Annotated in this window: 12 protein-coding genes; 5 read left to right on the top strand and 7 right to left on the bottom strand. The window is 37.1% G+C overall.

The window, feature by feature from the left end:
• Positions 1 to 31: 31 nt before the first annotated feature.
• From AABL87_RS05155 to AABL87_RS05140, 4 genes are all read right to left on the bottom strand, one after another.
• Complete coding sequence (locus tag AABL87_RS05155; protein ID WP_071307200.1) at positions 32 to 2425, bottom strand: ribonucleoside-diphosphate reductase subunit alpha; 2394 nt, start codon at positions 2423 to 2425, stop codon at positions 32 to 34.
• A gap of 28 nt (positions 2426 to 2453) precedes the next feature.
• A complete protein-coding gene (locus AABL87_RS05150) occupies positions 2454 to 3431 on the bottom strand; it encodes a ribonucleotide-diphosphate reductase subunit beta (RefSeq protein ID WP_006257417.1) in 978 nt (325 codons plus the stop codon).
• Between the two features lie 388 nt (positions 3432 to 3819).
• Positions 3820 to 5040, bottom strand: coding sequence for a 2-oxoglutarate dehydrogenase complex dihydrolipoyllysine-residue succinyltransferase (gene odhB / locus AABL87_RS05145; RefSeq protein WP_006257418.1), 1221 nt, complete (start codon positions 5038 to 5040; stop codon positions 3820 to 3822).
• Between the two features lie 50 nt (positions 5041 to 5090).
• Positions 5091 to 7862 carry a 2-oxoglutarate dehydrogenase E1 component gene (locus AABL87_RS05140; protein ID WP_006257419.1) on the bottom strand — a complete coding sequence of 924 codons (2772 nt, stop codon included), beginning with the start codon at positions 7860 to 7862 and terminating at the stop codon, positions 5091 to 5093.
• 114 nt (positions 7863 to 7976) lie between these two features.
• Here AABL87_RS05140 and AABL87_RS05135 point away from each other — a divergent pair, with 114 nt between their 5' ends.
• Positions 7977 to 8552 carry a hypothetical protein gene (locus AABL87_RS05135; RefSeq protein WP_006257420.1) on the top strand — a complete coding sequence of 192 codons (576 nt, stop codon included), beginning with the start codon at positions 7977 to 7979 and terminating at the stop codon, positions 8550 to 8552.
• 57 nt (positions 8553 to 8609) lie between these two features.
• Here AABL87_RS05135 and AABL87_RS05130 read toward each other — a convergent pair whose 3' ends face one another.
• The 3 genes from AABL87_RS05130 to AABL87_RS05120 form a co-directional block, all read right to left on the bottom strand.
• Positions 8610 to 8957: a hypothetical protein gene (locus tag AABL87_RS05130; protein ID WP_006266277.1), complete on the bottom strand. Its 348-nt coding sequence runs from the start codon at positions 8955 to 8957 to the stop codon at positions 8610 to 8612.
• A 12-nt stretch (positions 8958 to 8969) separates the two neighbouring features.
• The gene (locus AABL87_RS05125) at positions 8970 to 9944 is read right to left on the bottom strand and encodes a polyprenyl synthetase family protein (RefSeq protein ID WP_006266276.1); all 975 of its coding nucleotides are present in this window, start codon (positions 9942 to 9944) and stop codon (positions 8970 to 8972) included.
• 255 nt (positions 9945 to 10199) lie between these two features.
• Positions 10200 to 11141 carry a hypothetical protein gene (locus tag AABL87_RS05120; RefSeq protein ID WP_006266275.1) on the bottom strand — a complete coding sequence of 314 codons (942 nt, stop codon included), beginning with the start codon at positions 11139 to 11141 and terminating at the stop codon, positions 10200 to 10202.
• A 1117-nt stretch (positions 11142 to 12258) separates the two neighbouring features.
• Here AABL87_RS05120 and AABL87_RS05115 point away from each other — a divergent pair.
• The 4 genes from AABL87_RS05115 to AABL87_RS05100 are packed head-to-tail and all read left to right on the top strand — an operon-like array spanning position 12259 to position 18485.
• Positions 12259 to 12861 carry a TetR/AcrR family transcriptional regulator gene (locus AABL87_RS05115; RefSeq protein ID WP_006262771.1) on the top strand — a complete coding sequence of 201 codons (603 nt, stop codon included), beginning with the start codon at positions 12259 to 12261 and terminating at the stop codon, positions 12859 to 12861.
• Positions 12861 to 14180, top strand: a complete 1320-nt coding sequence (locus tag AABL87_RS05110; protein ID WP_341277044.1) for a TolC family protein — start codon at positions 12861 to 12863, stop codon at positions 14178 to 14180. The genes AABL87_RS05115 and AABL87_RS05110 overlap by 1 nt, the downstream gene beginning before the upstream one ends.
• Positions 14181 to 14210: 30 nt before the next feature.
• On the top strand, positions 14211 to 15272 hold the full coding sequence (locus AABL87_RS05105; protein ID WP_006262769.1) for an efflux RND transporter periplasmic adaptor subunit: 1062 nt from the start codon (positions 14211 to 14213) through the stop codon (positions 15270 to 15272).
• Positions 15273 to 15299: 27 nt separating this feature from the next.
• Complete coding sequence (locus tag AABL87_RS05100) at positions 15300 to 18485, top strand: efflux RND transporter permease subunit (RefSeq protein WP_006257428.1); 3186 nt, start codon at positions 15300 to 15302, stop codon at positions 18483 to 18485.
• The last annotated feature ends 114 nt before the right edge of the window (positions 18486 to 18599 follow it).

The following is an 18599-nucleotide window of genomic DNA, read 5'->3' as shown; positions in this document are numbered from 1 at the left end:
ACTACCTTTTAATATCAATAAAGTATGTTCTTTAAGAACCACACATTTCACAATCTTCATCATTATTAGCAGCCATTCTAGCACGCTGTAACATCGCTTGATAGTCTTCTACAGACACCTGCTCTACTTCTTCTATAGCATTTGGATTAGCTTTCTTCTCATTATTTAAAGTAAACTTGATCGCATCTACAGCAGACTTCGTACGCAAGTAATACATTCCTGTCTTTAACCCTGACTTCCAAGCATAGAAATGCATAGAGGTTAACTTAGCATAGTTCGCTCCTTCCATAAACAAGTTTAGAGATTGAGACTGATCAATAAAATATCCACGTTGACGAGACATATCAATGATATCTTTCATACTAAGTTCCCATACCGTTTTATACAACTCTCTAATATCAGCAGGTATAAAGTCAATATGTTGAATAGAACCATTCGCACGCATGATCTCTTGTTTTAAATCTTCATTCCAAAGACCTAACTCTACAAGGTCTTTCAATAAATGTTTATTTACAACAATAAACTCTCCTGATAACACACGTCTAGTATAAATATTCGATGTATAAGGTTCGAATGCCTCATTATTTCCTAAGATTTGAGAAGTAGATGCAGTAGGCATAGGAGCTAATAATAAAGAGTTTCTCACTCCATTAGCCATTACTTCTTTTCTCAAAGAAGCCCAATCCCATCTTCCACTTAATTCTTCATCTTTCACACCCCACATATTGTATTGGAACTCTCCTTTAGAAATAGGTGATCCCTCAAACGTAGAATATGCTCCTTCCTCTTTAGCCATCTCCATAGAGGCAGTTAAAGCTGCGAAGTATATCGTTTCGAATATCTCTTGGTTTAATTGCTTTGCTTCTGGACTAGTGAACGGCATTCTCATCATGATAAATGCATCTGCTAATCCTTGTACTCCTAACCCTACAGGTCTATGACGCATATTAGAATTATACGCCTCTTCTACAGGATAGTAGTTTCTATCGATAACACGGTTTAAGTTACGTGTAATACGCTTCGTTACATCAAATAAAAACTGATGATTAAATTGACCATCTTCTACGAACATTGGCAATGAGATAGATGCCAAATTACATACCGCTACTTCATCAGGAGAAGTGTACTCCATAATCTCAGTACATAAATTAGATGATCTAATCACACCTAGATTCTTCTGATTTGACTTCGCATTAGCCGCATCTTTATAAAGCATATAAGGTGTTCCTGTCTCTATCTGAGCCTCTAGAACAGCTTCCCATAACTCACGTGCCTTGATTGTACGTCTACCTTTACCTTCATTCTCATACTTCAGATAAAGTTGCTCAAACTCCTCTCCATATACATCACAAAGACCAGGGCACTCATTAGGACACATTAGAGTCCATTTCTCATCAGCCTCTACACGTTGCATGAATAAGTCATTGATCCATAAAGCAAGGAACAAATCACGTGCACGCATTTCTTCTTTACCGTGGTTTTTTCTCAATTCGATAAAGTCAAATACATCTGCATGCCATGGCTCTAAGTAAATAGCAAAACTACCTTTGCGCTTACCACCACCTTGATCTACATATCTAGCCGTATCATTATACACACGTAGCATAGGCACGATACCATTAGAAGTACCATTCGTCCCTCTGATATAAGATCCTGTCGCACGTACATTGTGAATAGATAGACCTATACCTCCAGCCGATTGAGAAATCTTAGCAGTTTGTTTTAAGGTATCATATATTCCCTCAATACTATCATCTTTCATTGTTAATAAGAAACAAGATGACATCTGAGGCTTAGGTGTTCCAGAATTAAATAACGTTGGCGTAGCATGTGTAAAATACTTCTTAGACATCAATTCGTATGTTTCTATAACAGAATCAATATCATCTAAGTGTATCCCTACCGCTACACGCATAAGCATATGTTGAGGACGCTCTACTATCTTACCATTAAGCTTTAATAAATAAGAACGCTCTAGTGTCTTAAACCCAAAGTAATCATAGTTAAAATCACGTTGATAAATAATAGTTGAATCTAATCTCTCACTGTGCTTTTTAATCACCTCATACACATCGTCAGCGATAAGTGGAGCTTCCTGTCCTGTACGAGGGTTGACATATCTATATAAATCTTCTACTGTTTCTGAGAAGACTTTTTTAGTATTCTTATGTAAATTAGATACTGCTATTCTAGCTGCTAACAGCGCATAGTCAGGATGCGTCACAGTCATAGAAGCCGCAGTCTCTGCTGCCAGATTATCTAATTCAGAAGTAGCTACTCCATCGTATAATCCTTCGATAACTCTCATCGCTACCTTTACAGGATCTACGAACTCATTTAGCTCATAACACAGTATTCTAATTCGGTCTGTAATCTTGTCAAAACTTACAGGCTCTCTTCTTCCGTCTCTTTTTATTACGTACATCTACTCTTTTTCCTTTTTAAGTTAACAATTAAAAATCTGCGTCGAAGCTAATCTTATTACCTCCTTCTTCTTTAGAAATAACCCCAGCTTTTTGATATTCAGACACACGCTTTTCGAAGAAGTTTGTCTTACCTTGTAGAGAGATCATATCCATAAAGTCAAAAGGATTACCTACATTATATTCTTTCGCACATCCTAACTCCACTAATAATCTATCTGTCACAAACTCTAAATACTGAGTCATCAACGTAGAGTTCATACCAATCAAACTAACAGGTAAAGACTCTGTAATAAACTCTCTTTCTATATTTAAAGCATCCACTAATATTTCTCTAATGCGCTCTTTAGGAACTTTATTAATCAAGTGGTGATTATGTAAGTGTACAGCGAAGTCACAGTGTACTCCTTCATCTCTAGATATTAACTCATTTGAGAAGGTAAGTCCTGGCATAAGCCCTCTTTTCTTTAACCAGAAGATAGAACAGAACGCTCCTGAGAAGAAGATACCTTCTACAGCTGCAAAAGCAATTAAACGCTCTGCAAACGAATCAGACTCTATCCACTTCAGCGCCCATTCAGCTTTTTTCATAATAGCAGGGAATACCTCTATAGCTCTGAATAATCTATCTTTTTCTTCCTCATTCTTCACATACGTATCGATAAGTAGAGAATAAGTTTCACTGTGAATATTCTCCATCATAATCTGGAATCCATAGAAGAACTTTGCCTCAGCGTATTGTACCTCATTCACGAAGTTCTCTGCTAAGTTTTCATTCACTATACCATCAGATGCGGCGAAGAAAGCAAGAATATGTTTGATAAAATAACGTTCATCTTCATTTAGCTTATTGTTCCAATCAGATAAATCTTGATGCAAATCAATCTCTTCTGCTGTCCAAAAGCTAGCTTCCATCTTCTTATACCAATCCCAAATATCATGATGTTTGATAGGAAATATTACGAATCTATTTTTGTTTTCAGTTAAAATTGGTTCTTGAACAGCCATACTATATTGAATATAAAAGATTAAAATATCACGAGAGAATTCTCCCTCTCTTTTACAAATATGATGTTTTTTTTGCTCTATAAAAAATTAGTGTACAACCTAGTTATTCACAAATGGTACAAGTTATTAACAATGACTAACAATCAACAACTTACACAAATAACTAATTTACAACATCTTACAAAAAAAATATTACTACACCAAACAGCCTCACCCTACTACCATTAAGGGATGAGAGACCTAATCCACTTAGTTAATTCATACATTACTTACTGTAAAATGTAGATTAAGTATTTTGCACAAAAAGTCATACTATCTAAAAATATAATATAAAAAAACGGCAACTATTTATAGTTGCCGTTTCATATATTTCAAAAGTTTCTAACTACTAAAGTTCGAAAGCTTTTTTAGGATTATTACCTAATAATAATTCAGTTGGGTTCTCTAAAGCCTCTTTAATAGCTACTAAGAAACCTACTGACTCACGTCCGTCGATGATTCTGTGGTCATAAGATAACGCCACATACATCATTGGGTGAATCTCAACTTTTCCATCTACAGCGATAGGACGCTCAATGATATTGTGCATACCTAAGATAGCAGACTGTGGAGGGTTGATAATTGGAGTAGATAACATAGATCCGAATACACCACCATTAGTAATAGTGAATGTACCACCTGTCATCTCATCTACAGTGATTTGTCCATCACGAGCTCTGATAGCTAAACGCTTGATTTCAGCCTCAACACCACGGAAAGATAATAACTCAGCATTTCTCACTACTGGCACCATTAGACCTTTAGGTCCTGATACAGCGATAGAGATATCAGCGAAGTCAAACTTGATTTGGTCTTGACCATCGATCATAGAGTTCACGTCTGGATATAATTCTAATGCACGAGTAACCGCTTTAGTGAAGAAAGACATAAATCCTAATCCTACACCATGCTTAGCTTTGAAAGCATCTTTATACTCAGCTCTTAATTTGTTTACGTTAGTTAAGTTAACTTCGTTGAAAGTAGTTAACATAGCAGTCGTGTTTTTAGCTTCCACTAGACGCTCAGCTACTTTACGACGTAACATAGACATTTTTTTACGCTCTTCTCCTCTAGGTCCTCCAGTTGGTGTACCCATAGAAGCTTTTGCGTTTACTGCATCTTCTTTAGTGATTCTACCATCTTTACCAGTACCAGTTACAGTAGCAGGATTGATGCTTTTCTCATCTAAAATTTTCTTAGCAGCTGGAGATGCACTTCCAGTAGCATAAGTAGTAGCTGCAGCTTGCACAGGTTCAGCTTTAGGAGCTTCTGCTTTAGGAGCCTCTTGAGCTGGTTTAGCTTCTGTAGAAGCACCTCCTGCAGGTTTTGCAGCACTCATATCGATTAAACAAACTACTTGCCCTACAGCAACAGCGTCACCTTCTTCTGCTTTTAAAGTGATAATACCACTTTCTTCAGCTGGTAATTCTAAAGTTGCTTTATCTGAATCTACTTCAGCAATAGCTTGGTCTTTTTCAACGTAATCTCCATCTTTTACTAACCATGTAGCGATTTCAACTTCAGTAATTGATTCACCTGGCGAAGGAACTTTCATTTCTAAGATGCTCATCTGTATATGCTTTAATTAAATATTGTTATGTAAAAATACGTTTTTTTCTATTATAAATTCTTGTCGAACACTTTAGCGATAGCTTCTGCATAACGTTTTTTAGAACGTACAGAACTTCCTGAAGCTGGTGCACTAAATGCTTGGTTACCTGCATAACGCAATGGTTTCAAGTCAAAGTTCATTAACATATGCCCATAAGCACCCATGTTACGTGGCTCTTCTTGACCCCATACGAAGTCGTCTGCATTAGTATACTTCGCTAATACCTCAGCAATTTGCTCGATTGGTAATGGGAATAATTGTTCGATACGAACAAATGCAATATCCTTTCTACCTAATTCTTCACGCTTAGCTACTAAGTCGTAGTAGAACTTACCACTACACAATACTACTGATTTTACATCTGCAGCATTTACATTAGCATCGTCTATCACGTACTGGAATTTACCATCTGTAAAGTCACTGATAGAAGATACCGCAGCTGGGTGTCTTAATAAACTCTTAGGAGACATATTGATTAATGGCTTTCTAAAGTCAGTGATCATTTGTCTTCTCATTAAGTGGAAGAAGTTAGCTGGAGTAGTTACATTCGTTACGAACATATTACTTTCAGCACATAACTGTAAGTAACGCTCTAATCTAGCAGAAGAGTGTTCAGCACCTTGATTCTCATATCCGTGAGGTAATAACATCACGATACCGTTCTGGTTGCTCCATTTATCTTCAGCAGCAGAGATATATTGATCCATCATAATCTGAGCTCCGTTAGAGAAATCCCCGAACTGTGCTTCCCAGATAGTTAATGTATTAGGATTAGTCAATGCATAACCATACTCAAAACCTAAAACAGCGTACTCAGCCAATAGAGAGTTGAATATTCTCATTTGACCATTTTGCTCTTTTAATTGGTTTAATAAAATGATTGACTCTTCTGTATCTTCTGTTTTCACTACAGCATGTCTGTGAGAGAATGTACCACGCTCTACATCTTGACCTGACATACGCACATCGTATCCATCTGTCAATAGTGTACCATACGCTAATAACTCACCCATAGCCCAGTCTAAAGCATCTTTTTCGAAGAACATAGCTTTTCTATCTCCGATAAGTCTTGTCACCTTATTGATGAATTTTTTATCACCAGGCAATGCAGTAATTACTTCAGCAATTGCAGTTAATTTCTCTTTAGAAACTTTAGTGTCGTAGTCAGCTACCATTTTGTCACGACCTGCGATGTGGAATCCATCCCAGTTCTCTTCCATAAATGTTCTAACCTTAGCAAATTCTTTTTCACGAGAAGTGCTTAACTCTTGCTCTAAAGCATCTTTATATTGTTTCTCTAAAGATTTAACGAAAGCATCATCTACCACTTTATCCTCTAATAATCTAGCGTTATAGATATTACGAGAGTTAGGGTGTTTAGAGATTAACTTGTACAAGATTGGTTGAGTGAACTTTGGTTCATCTCCCTCGTTGTGTCCGTATTTACGGTATCCAACTAAGTCAATAAATACATCTGTACCAAAATGCATACGGTAATCCAAAGCGAATAAGAATGCTCTTACTGCAGCTTCAGTATCGTCAGCGTTAACGTGTAATACAGGAGATTGAGTTACTTTAGCAACATCTGTAGAATAAGTAGAAGAACGACCATCAGAATAGTTAGTTGTAAAACCAACTTGGTTGTTTAATACAATGTGAATTGTACCTTCTGTCTTATACCCTCTAAGTTTAGCCATCTGCACAATTTCATAAACAATTCCTTGTCCAGCGATTGCAGCATCTCCGTGAAGAGCAATAGGTAAAACTTTAGATGGTTCGTTTACAAAGATAGTATCTTGTTTCGCTCTAGCGATACCTTCGATAACTGCCCCTACAGTCTCTAAGTGAGAAGGGTTAGGAGTTAAGTTAACATGGATCTCTTTTCCAGAACGAGTCTTACGTGTCGATGTAAGACCTAAGTGATACTTAACGTCTCCGTCAAAACCTTCAACAGCATCATAATCTTTACCGTCAAATTCAGCAAAGATATCTTGTGCAGGTTTGTGGAATACGTTAGCTAATACATTAAGACGTCCACGGTGTGCCATCCCTACTACGATCTCCTCTACTCCTTTTTCAGCAGCAGCATCCATCATAAAGTCCATCGCTGGTATTGCAGCCTCTAGACCCTCTAGTGAGAAACGTTTTTGTCCAACGTATTTTGTGTTTAGGAAGTTTTCAAAAGACACTGCCTCAATTAACTTGTGCAGAATTTCTTTCTTCTCTTCACTATCAAATTTTGCCTCTGTAGCCTCATAGTGATTTTGAATCCATTGTACAGCAGCTTCATCAGTGATGTACTTGTACTCAATACCTAATGTAGTACAGTAAATTTTCTCTAATTGGGCAATGATTTGTCCCAATGTAGTAGTTGGTAGTTGTATTGTTTTTGCAGCCTCAAAATTAACATTCAAATCTGCTTGAGAAAGACCAAACTTCTCTAAACTCAAATCTGGATGCTCTACTTTTCTGTCTCTTAATGGGTTTGTTTTAGTCAATAAATGCCCATAAGTTCTGTAAGCGTCAATTAATTTTAATACAGCAAACTCCTTTTGAAGTTGCCCTAACTGCGCTGAACTATCTACACCAACACTATTACTTGACGTATAAGCTTGTGATAATTGCTCAACAGGCCCACCATTGTATTCATTTGCAAAGTCAAATCCCTGAAAGAAAGCTCTCCAGCTTGGCTCTACGCTATCTGGGCTTTCTAAATATTGATCATATAAATCTGCAAAAAATGCAGTGTGTGCCGCATTTAAAAAGGAATATCTATCCATAATTTCGTCTAAAGACCTTTTGTTTAAATATTATATCTACAAAAATACAACTCTTTATGACAAAACTATAAACTTTTGCTTATTTTTATCTTATAATTATTTTATAAAATTGAAATGAAAAGATTTAACATCAACTATTTACTGTTTTTTTTATCAATATCATTTTTTTTAGGTGGCTCTTTTTCCATTCTTGCACAAGATCAAGGAAATAGCTCCAAAAATTATGATTTTAATAAAAGGTGGAAATTTGGTGGAGGCCTTGGAGTTGGCTTCGGAAGTGGTTACACTGATGTGATGGTTGCTCCGAGTGCACTATACCAGGTTAACCCTTATTTTGCAGCAGGTGTAGGACTACAAGGAAGCTATATCAGCAGTAAAAACAGAAGCTACTACAACAGTAGTGTTAAAGAATACAATTCTTGGTTATACGGAGGTAGTATAATCGCACTGTCAAATCCTATACCTGAAATACAACTTTCGGCAGAATTAGAACAACTAAGAGTAAACAACACCTATAAGTATCACACAGGAGAAAAACTAGATGACAACTTCTGGAACACTGCTTTATTCTTAGGTATTGGATACAGTAACGGACCTGTTACAATCGGTGTTCGATACAATGTCCTATATAAAGAAAAAGACATGGTGTATGGAAGTGCCTATATGCCTTTCGTTAGATTTTACTTCTAACCATTATAGTATAAAACAGAAGAAGTACCCTTATGAGATACTTCTTCTGTTTTATACTTACAGTGTACTTCGTATATACACTTTTTGATATTCTCGTTTTAAGATTAGAAAAGTCACTTGCTTTAAGTAATCCTCTATATCTACACTCTTAATAGCCTTGATATCTGCCTCTGCGATATCTATTCTATACAGTAGACTAGAAAATTTAGACACAGAAGTCTGTGTGACTATTTTATGCAACTGATTATAAACCTCATAGACCAACTTAGAAGGGGTATCTGCCACTATCTCTATAGAAGGATCCACAGTCATACAGAAGTCTTTCTCGACTTGCTTTACTAATTCTCCTAGTAGATTATACTCACCTACCTTCTGTTCTATATACAGTACAGCCTCTTCTATCATGACCTAGTCTGTTTATACTCTTCTATCCATTAGTTCATGACTAAATGTTCTCAATTGCTGTTTTTTATCTTCCGCAATGTCCATTTGGTCTAAGATAGCTAATGCTTTAATCGTGTACTCCTCGATCAAGTTTTTAGAATCACTCGCAGAACCTGTCTCAATAAATAACTCTTTCACACGAGTTACTTTCTCCTCTGCATTCTGTTCAGTGCTAGAGAAATAATTTACTAGTTCCTCACGTTGTGATTCATTTGCATTCATTACTCCTTTTAGATATAAGAATGTCTTTTTGTTTTCTAAGATATCACCTCCCACTTGTTTACCAAATGTAGCTGCATCACCGAATGCGTCTAAATAATCATCTTGTAACTGGAACGCAATCCCTAAGTTAATACCAAAGTCATAGATATCCTCAGCATTCTTCTGGCTACTACCTGCTACGATAGCTCCCATCTTTAAGGCTGCTCCTACTAGTACTGCAGTCTTAAACTTAATCATCTGGATATACTCTGGAATACTCACATCATTTCTATTCTCGAAACAGATGTCCCATTGCTGTCCTTCACATACTTCAATAGCCGTTTTACTAAATAGTTTCGCTAAATCACGGAACGTATCGCTCTCATAGTTTTCAAAGTACTGATATGCTAATATCAACATCGCATCCCCTGACAAGATAGCCGTATTGGTATTCCACTTCTCATGTACCGTCTGATGCCCTCTTCTCAGTGGAGCATCATCCATGATATCATCATGCATTAAAGAGAAGTTGTGAAATAATTCGATAGCCGTAGCTGCGTGAATGGCTTTCTTAGGATCAATACCAAAAACATCAGCTGCCATTAAAGTCAATACTGGTCGAATTTGTTTTCCCCCTAATGATAATATATATGATATCGGTTCGTAAAGTTCCTTTGGAGTACCTGATAAAGAAATTGAATCTATAAATTCAGAAATCTGCTCTTTATACTTAACTATTGATTGCATTACTTAAATTATTTTGTGTAAAAATACGTGTTTTTTTCGAAGATAATCATCTATATGCCTTTTTTAAACGGTTATCACTAATGCTTACGTATAAATATCATTCTGTCTACCTCCTTCTTATTTCACTATACAGGATGGCAATTGTATTCTTAATATATGTTGATTATGCTATTTAATCCTCTTATCTCCTCCTAGCAGTAGTACACCTATATACCTAACTTTAGTACAGAACGCCACGACTATATAGACTAATCCCTAGTTATCGGTCATCAGTCTTTCTTCCGTATCAGGCGCTATACGATGCTCAAAGCTAAAAGGGAGTGAGGTAACCTCAGCTCGTTTATACACCCTGATCATAAGCTTCTCTATCGGATGAGCAAATGCGATATACACCTGATCCCTCCCTTTATGAGGTATCCCTTTTTTTATATTTTTAGTTTCTCCAGTTCTAGAGATATCTCTTATGACCTTATTCTCTTCAGATATTCCATAGACTACCACATAATAATCGCTGTTATAAGGCAAGTCTAGCGTCACTTCATTCTCATCTGCTTTCAGTAACTTTACTTCACCTATCTCTGTCTTTATTAATGGCTCCTTACCACTAATCTCATACGTATTGTGCTTTAGCATATCTATCGTACCATTATAGACAATAGAACGTATAGGTCTTTCTACGAGATACCCGAATACATTCACAGACTCATCATATACTTCCCATACTTTCAATTCTAGTTGGGTTATTCTTTCTTTATCTAGATCTGTCAGTACATTATCTCTTTGGCGTTCTTCACTACTAATACGTTTTGTAGTTACATAGATTCCTGCCGCCTCACCAGAAGTACCATCGACATAATTAATTTTATGAGGAATCAATACTGGTAACAATTCAGGATTATCAAAAAAATAGCGTCTATCAGGCACACCCAATACTTGATTTAAATCTATCATTTGTTTCTTAAATCTAGTAATCACACCTAATATACTATCTGTAATCACCTCCACCTCTTGTCCTGCGTAGAGTGCACTTAATCTAGCTTTCTTCTCTTCTGTAGTTAACTCTATTAACTCCCAACCAAAATTAGTCTCATCCATAGCATCAATACTCTCCATCATGACCTCCTCTATAGAGGTATCAATAACCACCTGCTCTTCATCATCCTTACAGCTACTAAACAGCAGTACTAATGAGATCATGTTTATTAATAAAACTCTATACATATCTATATCCTATTCAATAATTTAGTAGCACCTCTACATTTATTTATATAACCCTAAAATACAACACTTTATTATATTTAATTAATATTTAAACAAATTAATCACTCACTAATTAACAAAAAGCAATATCATTTTTATTCTTTCTTATCTATTTAAGTGCAATTCTAAACTTTGGAGCTCTGTCATTTACAACCTGACATGACACTAAAAGACTTAGTTATAAATAAGTCTTTTTAATTAAGCTTATTTTTCAAGTTTCAACCCTAACCCTAATCGAATCCTAATTTCTAGAAATTCATCAGTAAAAAATAACTAATCAAATTGTAAATACTTAACTCGCAAACTATAAATCTCCATAATAGTCTATTATGGTGATAATGCCTACTTATGGATGTATTGCCCTACTATGACTAGCATATAAAATCACAACTCACTAATACTCAAAACACAACATATATTAACTCTCATATCCTTCGGATAGTGTTCGGTAATAAGTAGTATTTACTAGGGGTAAAAGGTTATTTACCGAACTATATTCATCTCACACCCGAATCATCTCATACCCACAAACCAAACACTTCCCACTACATTAGTTACCTCCCTATAGCGATGGTCATTTTAGTGTCCCTGTTATCACAAATATTCCTTTCGCCCTACTCTAATCTCAAATGCATTGTTACTATCGCAATCGTAGTTTGATAGCATAGTGATCGCATAAAAAACAGCCTTAATTATGTGACCACTATGCGATAAGTATCCGATAACTATGCGAACAGTGCTCAAAAATCAAACGCGACGCAGTACTAACAAAGGTTTCAGTAGTAGATAGCATTGCAGTACTTCTAAAGATGAGTATATCTTCTAAGCGAGACAATATTGTTCGTAAATATGATCGTTATAACCTATTCTTCACTTTGTTTAGAAACTTTTTTACACCAAAAAGTTTTCTCTAAAAAAAACATTACACACTCATATACAATATTTTACAAAATTTAAAAAACTAACACATACGTTAAAGTTTCCTTAATTGGCACGGAAACGAATTTATTATTAACGTTTCCAAGCTATATTTGCCCTACAAATAATTAAGAACATGGAAACCCAAATATTAGAAAAAGCAACCCAAATGTTTCTTAGTCAAGGTTTTAAAACTGTGACTATGGATGATATAGCTGCAGAGCTGAGTATCTCTAAAAAAACAATCTACCAACACTATGCTTCTAAACCAGAATTAATAGAAAAAGCACTAGCGAGTATAAATGCTAAGTTTCTAAACACAATAGAGCAGACGCTAAAAGAGGGTAAAGAAGCTATCCCAGAAATACTAGCTGCACATGATGACATCAATGAGACCTTCTTAATAGACTCTTCTGCTTGCTTCTATCAGCTGACGAAGTATTATCCTAAACTAGCGCAAAAGCAAAAGATATTTCATGAGAAAAAATATGTACGCCTCATAGAACAGAACCTTGAAAAAGGGATCAAAGAAGGAGTATATCGCTCTGAGATAGACATAGACTATGTAGCTAGATTTCACATCGCATCCTTAGTAGCAATAGAAGACCTAGACTACTTCCCTGACTCGGGCTATAGTCATCTAGAGATACATGCACTACACCTAGAGTATCACATACGCAGTATCGCTACGGATAAAGGCTTAAAAATATACAAAGAATTAACCCAGAAGAATAGATAATGAACAGCTTTAAAATAACGCTTATTACACTATTAGCGACTTTTATTGTAAATGCACAGGAGCCTTTAAGTCTTAAAGATGCACTGCACTATGCCTTACAGCACAAAGCTGAGGCTAAGCAAGCTAGCCTGGATATCGAGAACAGCCAGTATCAGATAGAAGAAGTCAGAGCGAATGCACTACCTCGTATAGATATAGAAGCGAACTTACTGAACAATGTGAAGATACAGGAGATGCCTCTAACGATGGGTGGACAGACACAGATGATTCCCTTTAATCTAAAGTGGAACTCTAGTATCACTGCTACAGCGTCACAAGTACTGTTTAACCAAGCTGTCTTCATGGGGCTTAAAGCGGCACGCACTGCTAAAGAATTTTACATTATCAATAAGGAGCTTACAGATGAGCAAATTATAGAGAAAGTAGCGAGTACATACTATCAGGTATATCAGACGAAAGCTATGCTGAAGACGATAGAGACTACGATAGAGAGTACTACGAAAATAAAGGATATTATAGAGAACCTACACAGTAATGGACTGGCTACGCAGATAGACCTAAACCGTACTAAGGTGAGTCTTAGTAATATCAAAGCTACTAGACAGAAGATCGTCAATGCGATAGACTTACAAGAGAATGCACTAAAGTTCTTTATGGGAATGGATGTGAACACGCCTATCACGATGCCAGACACGACTTTCACAGTAGATGACAGTGGTATACTAGCAGAGAATAGAATAAATGACAGAACAGAAATACACCTATTAGAGAAACAAAAAGACCTACTAGAGTACAAGAGAAAGTCTATCGTTGCGGACTATTATCCATCGTTAGCAGCCTTCGGAAACTTCGCTTATCAAGGGCTTGGAGACAAACTACCATGGGGAGGTTCTACAGCAGATAAAGTGTATTGGATGAATACCTCAGCAGTAGGATTACAACTAAAGATACCTGTGTTTAGTGGGTTCGCTACACGCTCTAAGGTGAGACAAGTAGAAATCGAACAAAAGAAAGTGGATGTACAAATACACGATGTGAAAGAGGCGCTATCACTAGACTTTAGCAATGCGCAGAAGTCCCTAGAGAATGCTCTAATCACCATAGATATTCAGAAAGATAATGTAGGTTTAGCCAAAAGTATACTGTCTAATATTCAGAATAACTATAAGCACGGTCTGGCTTCACTAACAGACTTACTCAATGCTGAGAATGCCTATACGGAGGCAGAGAATAACTATACTACATCTATGCTAGACTATAAACTAGCACAGATCCAATTAATAAAAGCTCAAGGAGAGTTAAAGACATTATTAGATTAATCGTACAAAAAATCTAACATCACTATCATCATGAAAAAAATTATTATCGCCTTAGTACTAGTCGTTTTAGGAGGAGGTCTTGTCTATATATTATCAAGTAATAAAGCTAAGAATGACCGCGAAACAGCTATCGTGGCTGAGCGCAGTGCAGAGGTAACGGTGAGAGCAGAACAAGCTAAACTGCAGGTATTCGATGCTTCCTATAAAGCCAATGGAAACTTCATACCAGAACAAGAGGTAACAATCTCCGCAGAAACACCTGGACGTATCCTTAAACTATTAGTAGATGAAGGGTCTCGTGTACAGAAAGGTCAAGTATTAGCACTGGTAAATAGCGATCAGATCAATGTACAGATACAGAATGCCGAAGCAGCCTTAGCTACTGCTAAAGCTGACGCTACTCGATTTGAGAGTGCTTTTAAGACTGGAGGAGTGACTCAACAACAGCTAGACCAAGTGCGTCTTATGCTAAAAAATGCAGAGGCTAACCTGAAGTCTGCTCGTATCACGGCAAGTGATGCTAATATTAAAGCTCCTATCAGTGGTATCATTAATAAGAAACACGTAGAATTAGGATCTTTCGTAGCGCCAGGTGCTCCGTTATTTGATCTAGTGAATGTAGCACAGCTTAAGTTAAGAGTGAATGTAGATGAGAGCCATGTGGCTAATCTAAAAGAAGGAGATATTATTACGGTAAAAGCAAGTGTATTGCCTAATGACACCTTCCAAGGTAAAGTGACATTCATCGCTCCTAAAGCAGATGCTGCGCTTAACTATCCTGTAGATTTATTAATTGCTAACAACCAAGAAAACAAATTAAGAGCAGGTATGTATGGCTCAGCGCTATTCGATGGAGAGAAAGATGCTGGTACACCTATCCTATTAGTACCGCGTAATGCATTCGTAGGTAGTGTTAGTTCTAATCAGGTGTACACTATCGTACAAGGCAAAGCAATGTCTAAGAAAGTAATAGCTGGTCGTAACTTCGGAGACTTCGTAGAAGTACTAGAAGGTCTTAAAGAAGGTGAGACTGTTATCACATCAGGGCAAATTAACCTAACAGAAGGTGCGCCTGTATCAATCATTAAATAACATCCTCTAAAATCAAAGGATCGACTTATGAAAATAGCCGAAATATCAATAAAACGTCCTAGTATCATTATCGTAATGTTCATCACATTACTACTAGGTGGTTTATTTAGTTATAAAAATCTGAGTTACGAATTAATTCCTAAGTTCGAAGTAAACGTAATTACAGTAGCCACAGTCTATCCAGGAGCTTCACCTGCTGAGATAGAAAACACTGTAACCAAAAAAATAGAAGATGCTGTAGCCTCGCTAGAGAACGTAAAGAAAGTAGAAGCCATGTCATTCGAGAGTTTGTCTACCGTGATGATATACTTAAACTCTACTGCTGACGTAGACCTATCTCTTAACGATGCGCAGCGCAAGATCAACGCTATCCTAAAGGACTTACCTAAGGACGTAGATCCTCCTTCGCTACAAAAATATTCACTGAGTGACTTACCTATTCTTACACTAAGTATCACGAGTGACTTAACAGAGAAAGAGCTATATGACTTATTAGACAAAAAGATACAACCTATCTTCTCTCGTGTGAATGGAGTAGCTAAGGTAGAGCTTATCGGAGGTGAAGAAAGACAAATACAGGTATTATTAGACCCTAAAAAGCTAGAAGCCTATGGTCTGAGCGTACCTATGGTACAGCAGATCATCTTAGGGTCTAACCTAGACTTCCCTACAGGTAACGTAAAGTCGAATGACAAACAAACCATCATCCGCCTAGAAGGGAAATACAAGGATGTAGAGGAAATGAGAAAGCTAGTCATCGCTTCTCAGGGGGGTATAGATATTCGCTTAGGTGATGTAGCTGATGTACAGGACGGTATTAAAGAGATCGAAAAGATCGCCCGTCTAAATCAGCAATCTACTATCTTAATGCAAGTCATCAAACAGTCTGATGCCAATGCGGTGACTGTATCAGAGCTAACACATGAGACTATCACAGAAGTAGAACGCAACTACAGTGATCAAAACTTAAAGATAAAAGTAGCGAATGACTCTTCAGAGTTCACCCTAGAGGCAGCGAATGCTGTAATGTTTGACTTATTCTTAGCGATAGTTTTAGTGGCATTCGTGATGTTGTTCTTCTTACACAGTTTAAGAAACGCGATCATCGTGATGGTGGCTATCCCACTATCTTTGATTGCTACTTTTATTGGAATATATTTATTGGGGTACACGCTAAACTTACTGAGTTTACTAGCTCTATCCTTAGTAGTAGGTATCCTAGTGGATGACGCCATCGTAGTGATAGAGAATATCCACCGACACATGGAGATGGGTAAAAACAAAGTACGTGCATCGTATGATGGAGCTAAAGAGATTGGGTTCACTGTTACAGCTATTACTTTAGTAATCGTAGTTGTATTCTTACCGATCGCGATGTCATCAGGTCTAGTACCGAATATCATTAAACAGTTCTGTGTGACTGTAATTATAGCGACTATGCTATCCTTATTAGTATCATTCACTATTGTACCATGGTTATTCTCTAGATATGGGCGTATCGAAGTGATTAAGCCCTCTACCTTCTTTGGTAAGATTATACATGGATTCGAAAAGGGGTTAAACTCATTCACACATGGGATTTCTAATTTACTAGTATGGTCGTTAAACTCTACTCGTAATACAATCATTGTTATTGTAATCGTAGCGATATCCTTCTTTGCATCGATCGCCTTATTACCGATGGGGTATATCGGAGCAGAGTTCTTCCCTAAGACGGATAAAGGAGAATTCTTAGTACAATTAGAACTAGATAAAGATGCGTCGTTACAACAGACAAATAAAGTGACTCAAAAGGTAGAAGACTTCTTAAGCACTAAACCTGAAATAGTAGATATGATCACTACCGTAGGTCAATCTTCTGAAGGATATGGTGGAGCACAAGCTACTAAATACAAGTCTGAGATACACGTAATCCTAACAGATAAGAAAGAGCGTAAAGAGAACTCATTCGTATATGCTGCACAGCTAAAGAATGAGCTAGCACCACTCATCGCTGAGGCAAAAGTAAAGACAGTACCCGTAGGACTAATCGGAGCTGAAGAAGCACCACTAGCCCTAACAGTAACAGGATCTACCTTAGACGATGCTATGGACTTCGCCATACAAGCGAAAGAGCTATTAGATAAAATACCGGGTACGATGGAGACAAAGCTGACTACGGAAACGGGTAGCCCTGAGATCAATGTACAGGTAAACCGTGATAAGATGGCAGCACTAGGTCTAGATATGTACACAGTAGGAATGACGATGCAGACCGCGTTCAACGGGAATACTGATGGTAAGTTTAGAGCTGGAGAATATGAGTACGACATCAATATCAGATTTCAGGAATATGCTAGAACAACGATAGATGATGTAAAAGAGATCAGCTTTAAGAATAATGTAGGGCAAGATATAAAGCTAGCTCAGTTCGCAGATATTAAGTATAGTTCTGGTCCCTCTATCCTAGAGCGCAGAGATAAGAGTCCGTCTGTGACTATTAAATCTCAAACGATAGGACGCGCTCCTGGTGCGATAGCAGAAGAGTGGGTACCACAGTTCGAACAACTGACTATAAAACCTGGGGTTAAGTACTTATGGACTGGGACGATGGAGGATCAAGAAGAAGGATTTGGTACACTAGGAGTAGCTTTATTAGCTGCTATTATATTAGTGTACTTAGTAATGGTAGCGCTATATGATAGTTTCTCTAAGCCATTCATCGTAATCTTCTCTGTACCGTTATCATTCATTGGAGCATTATTAGCATTAGCGATAGCGAATATATCACTGAACATCTTCACGATACTGGGTATCATTATGCTAATCGGTCTGGTGTGTAAGAATGCTATCTTACTAGTAGACTTTGCGAATCACAGAGTAGATGCTGGAGACAGTGTACACGATGCGCTTATCGCAGCTAACCATGCGCGTCTACGCCCAATCTTAATGACGACTATCGCGATGGTGATCGGGATGGTGCCTATCGCATTAGCGAATGGTGCAGGTGCTGAGATGAATAACGGGCTAGCAGTAGTGATCATCGGAGGGCTACTATCCTCTCTACTACTGACCTTAGTCATCGTGCCTATCATCTACTCTATCTTCGATAAGATAGGAAGCCGATTCTCTAAAAAAGAAAAAGTAGATTATAATGAGCTAATGACTGCTGACTATGACTACAATGAAGGCTTTATCGATGAGTTCACAGCTAAACATATAGATAAAGAATAATAGAACATTCATAACAACAAGTAGAAACCTCTGGGAGATATCATATTCTCTCAGAGGTTTTGATTTTATAGCACTTATGTATAGCTGTTTTATAGATAGATAATAATCAAACTC

The sequence above is a fragment of the Myroides sp. C4067 genome (genome assembly GCF_038039665.1).
Taxonomy (GTDB): Bacteria; Bacteroidota; Bacteroidia; order Flavobacteriales; family Flavobacteriaceae; genus Flavobacterium; species Flavobacterium odoratimimum.
The sequence above is the reverse complement of the archived record's forward strand: the minus strand, read 5'-3'. Positions and strand labels throughout refer to the sequence as shown.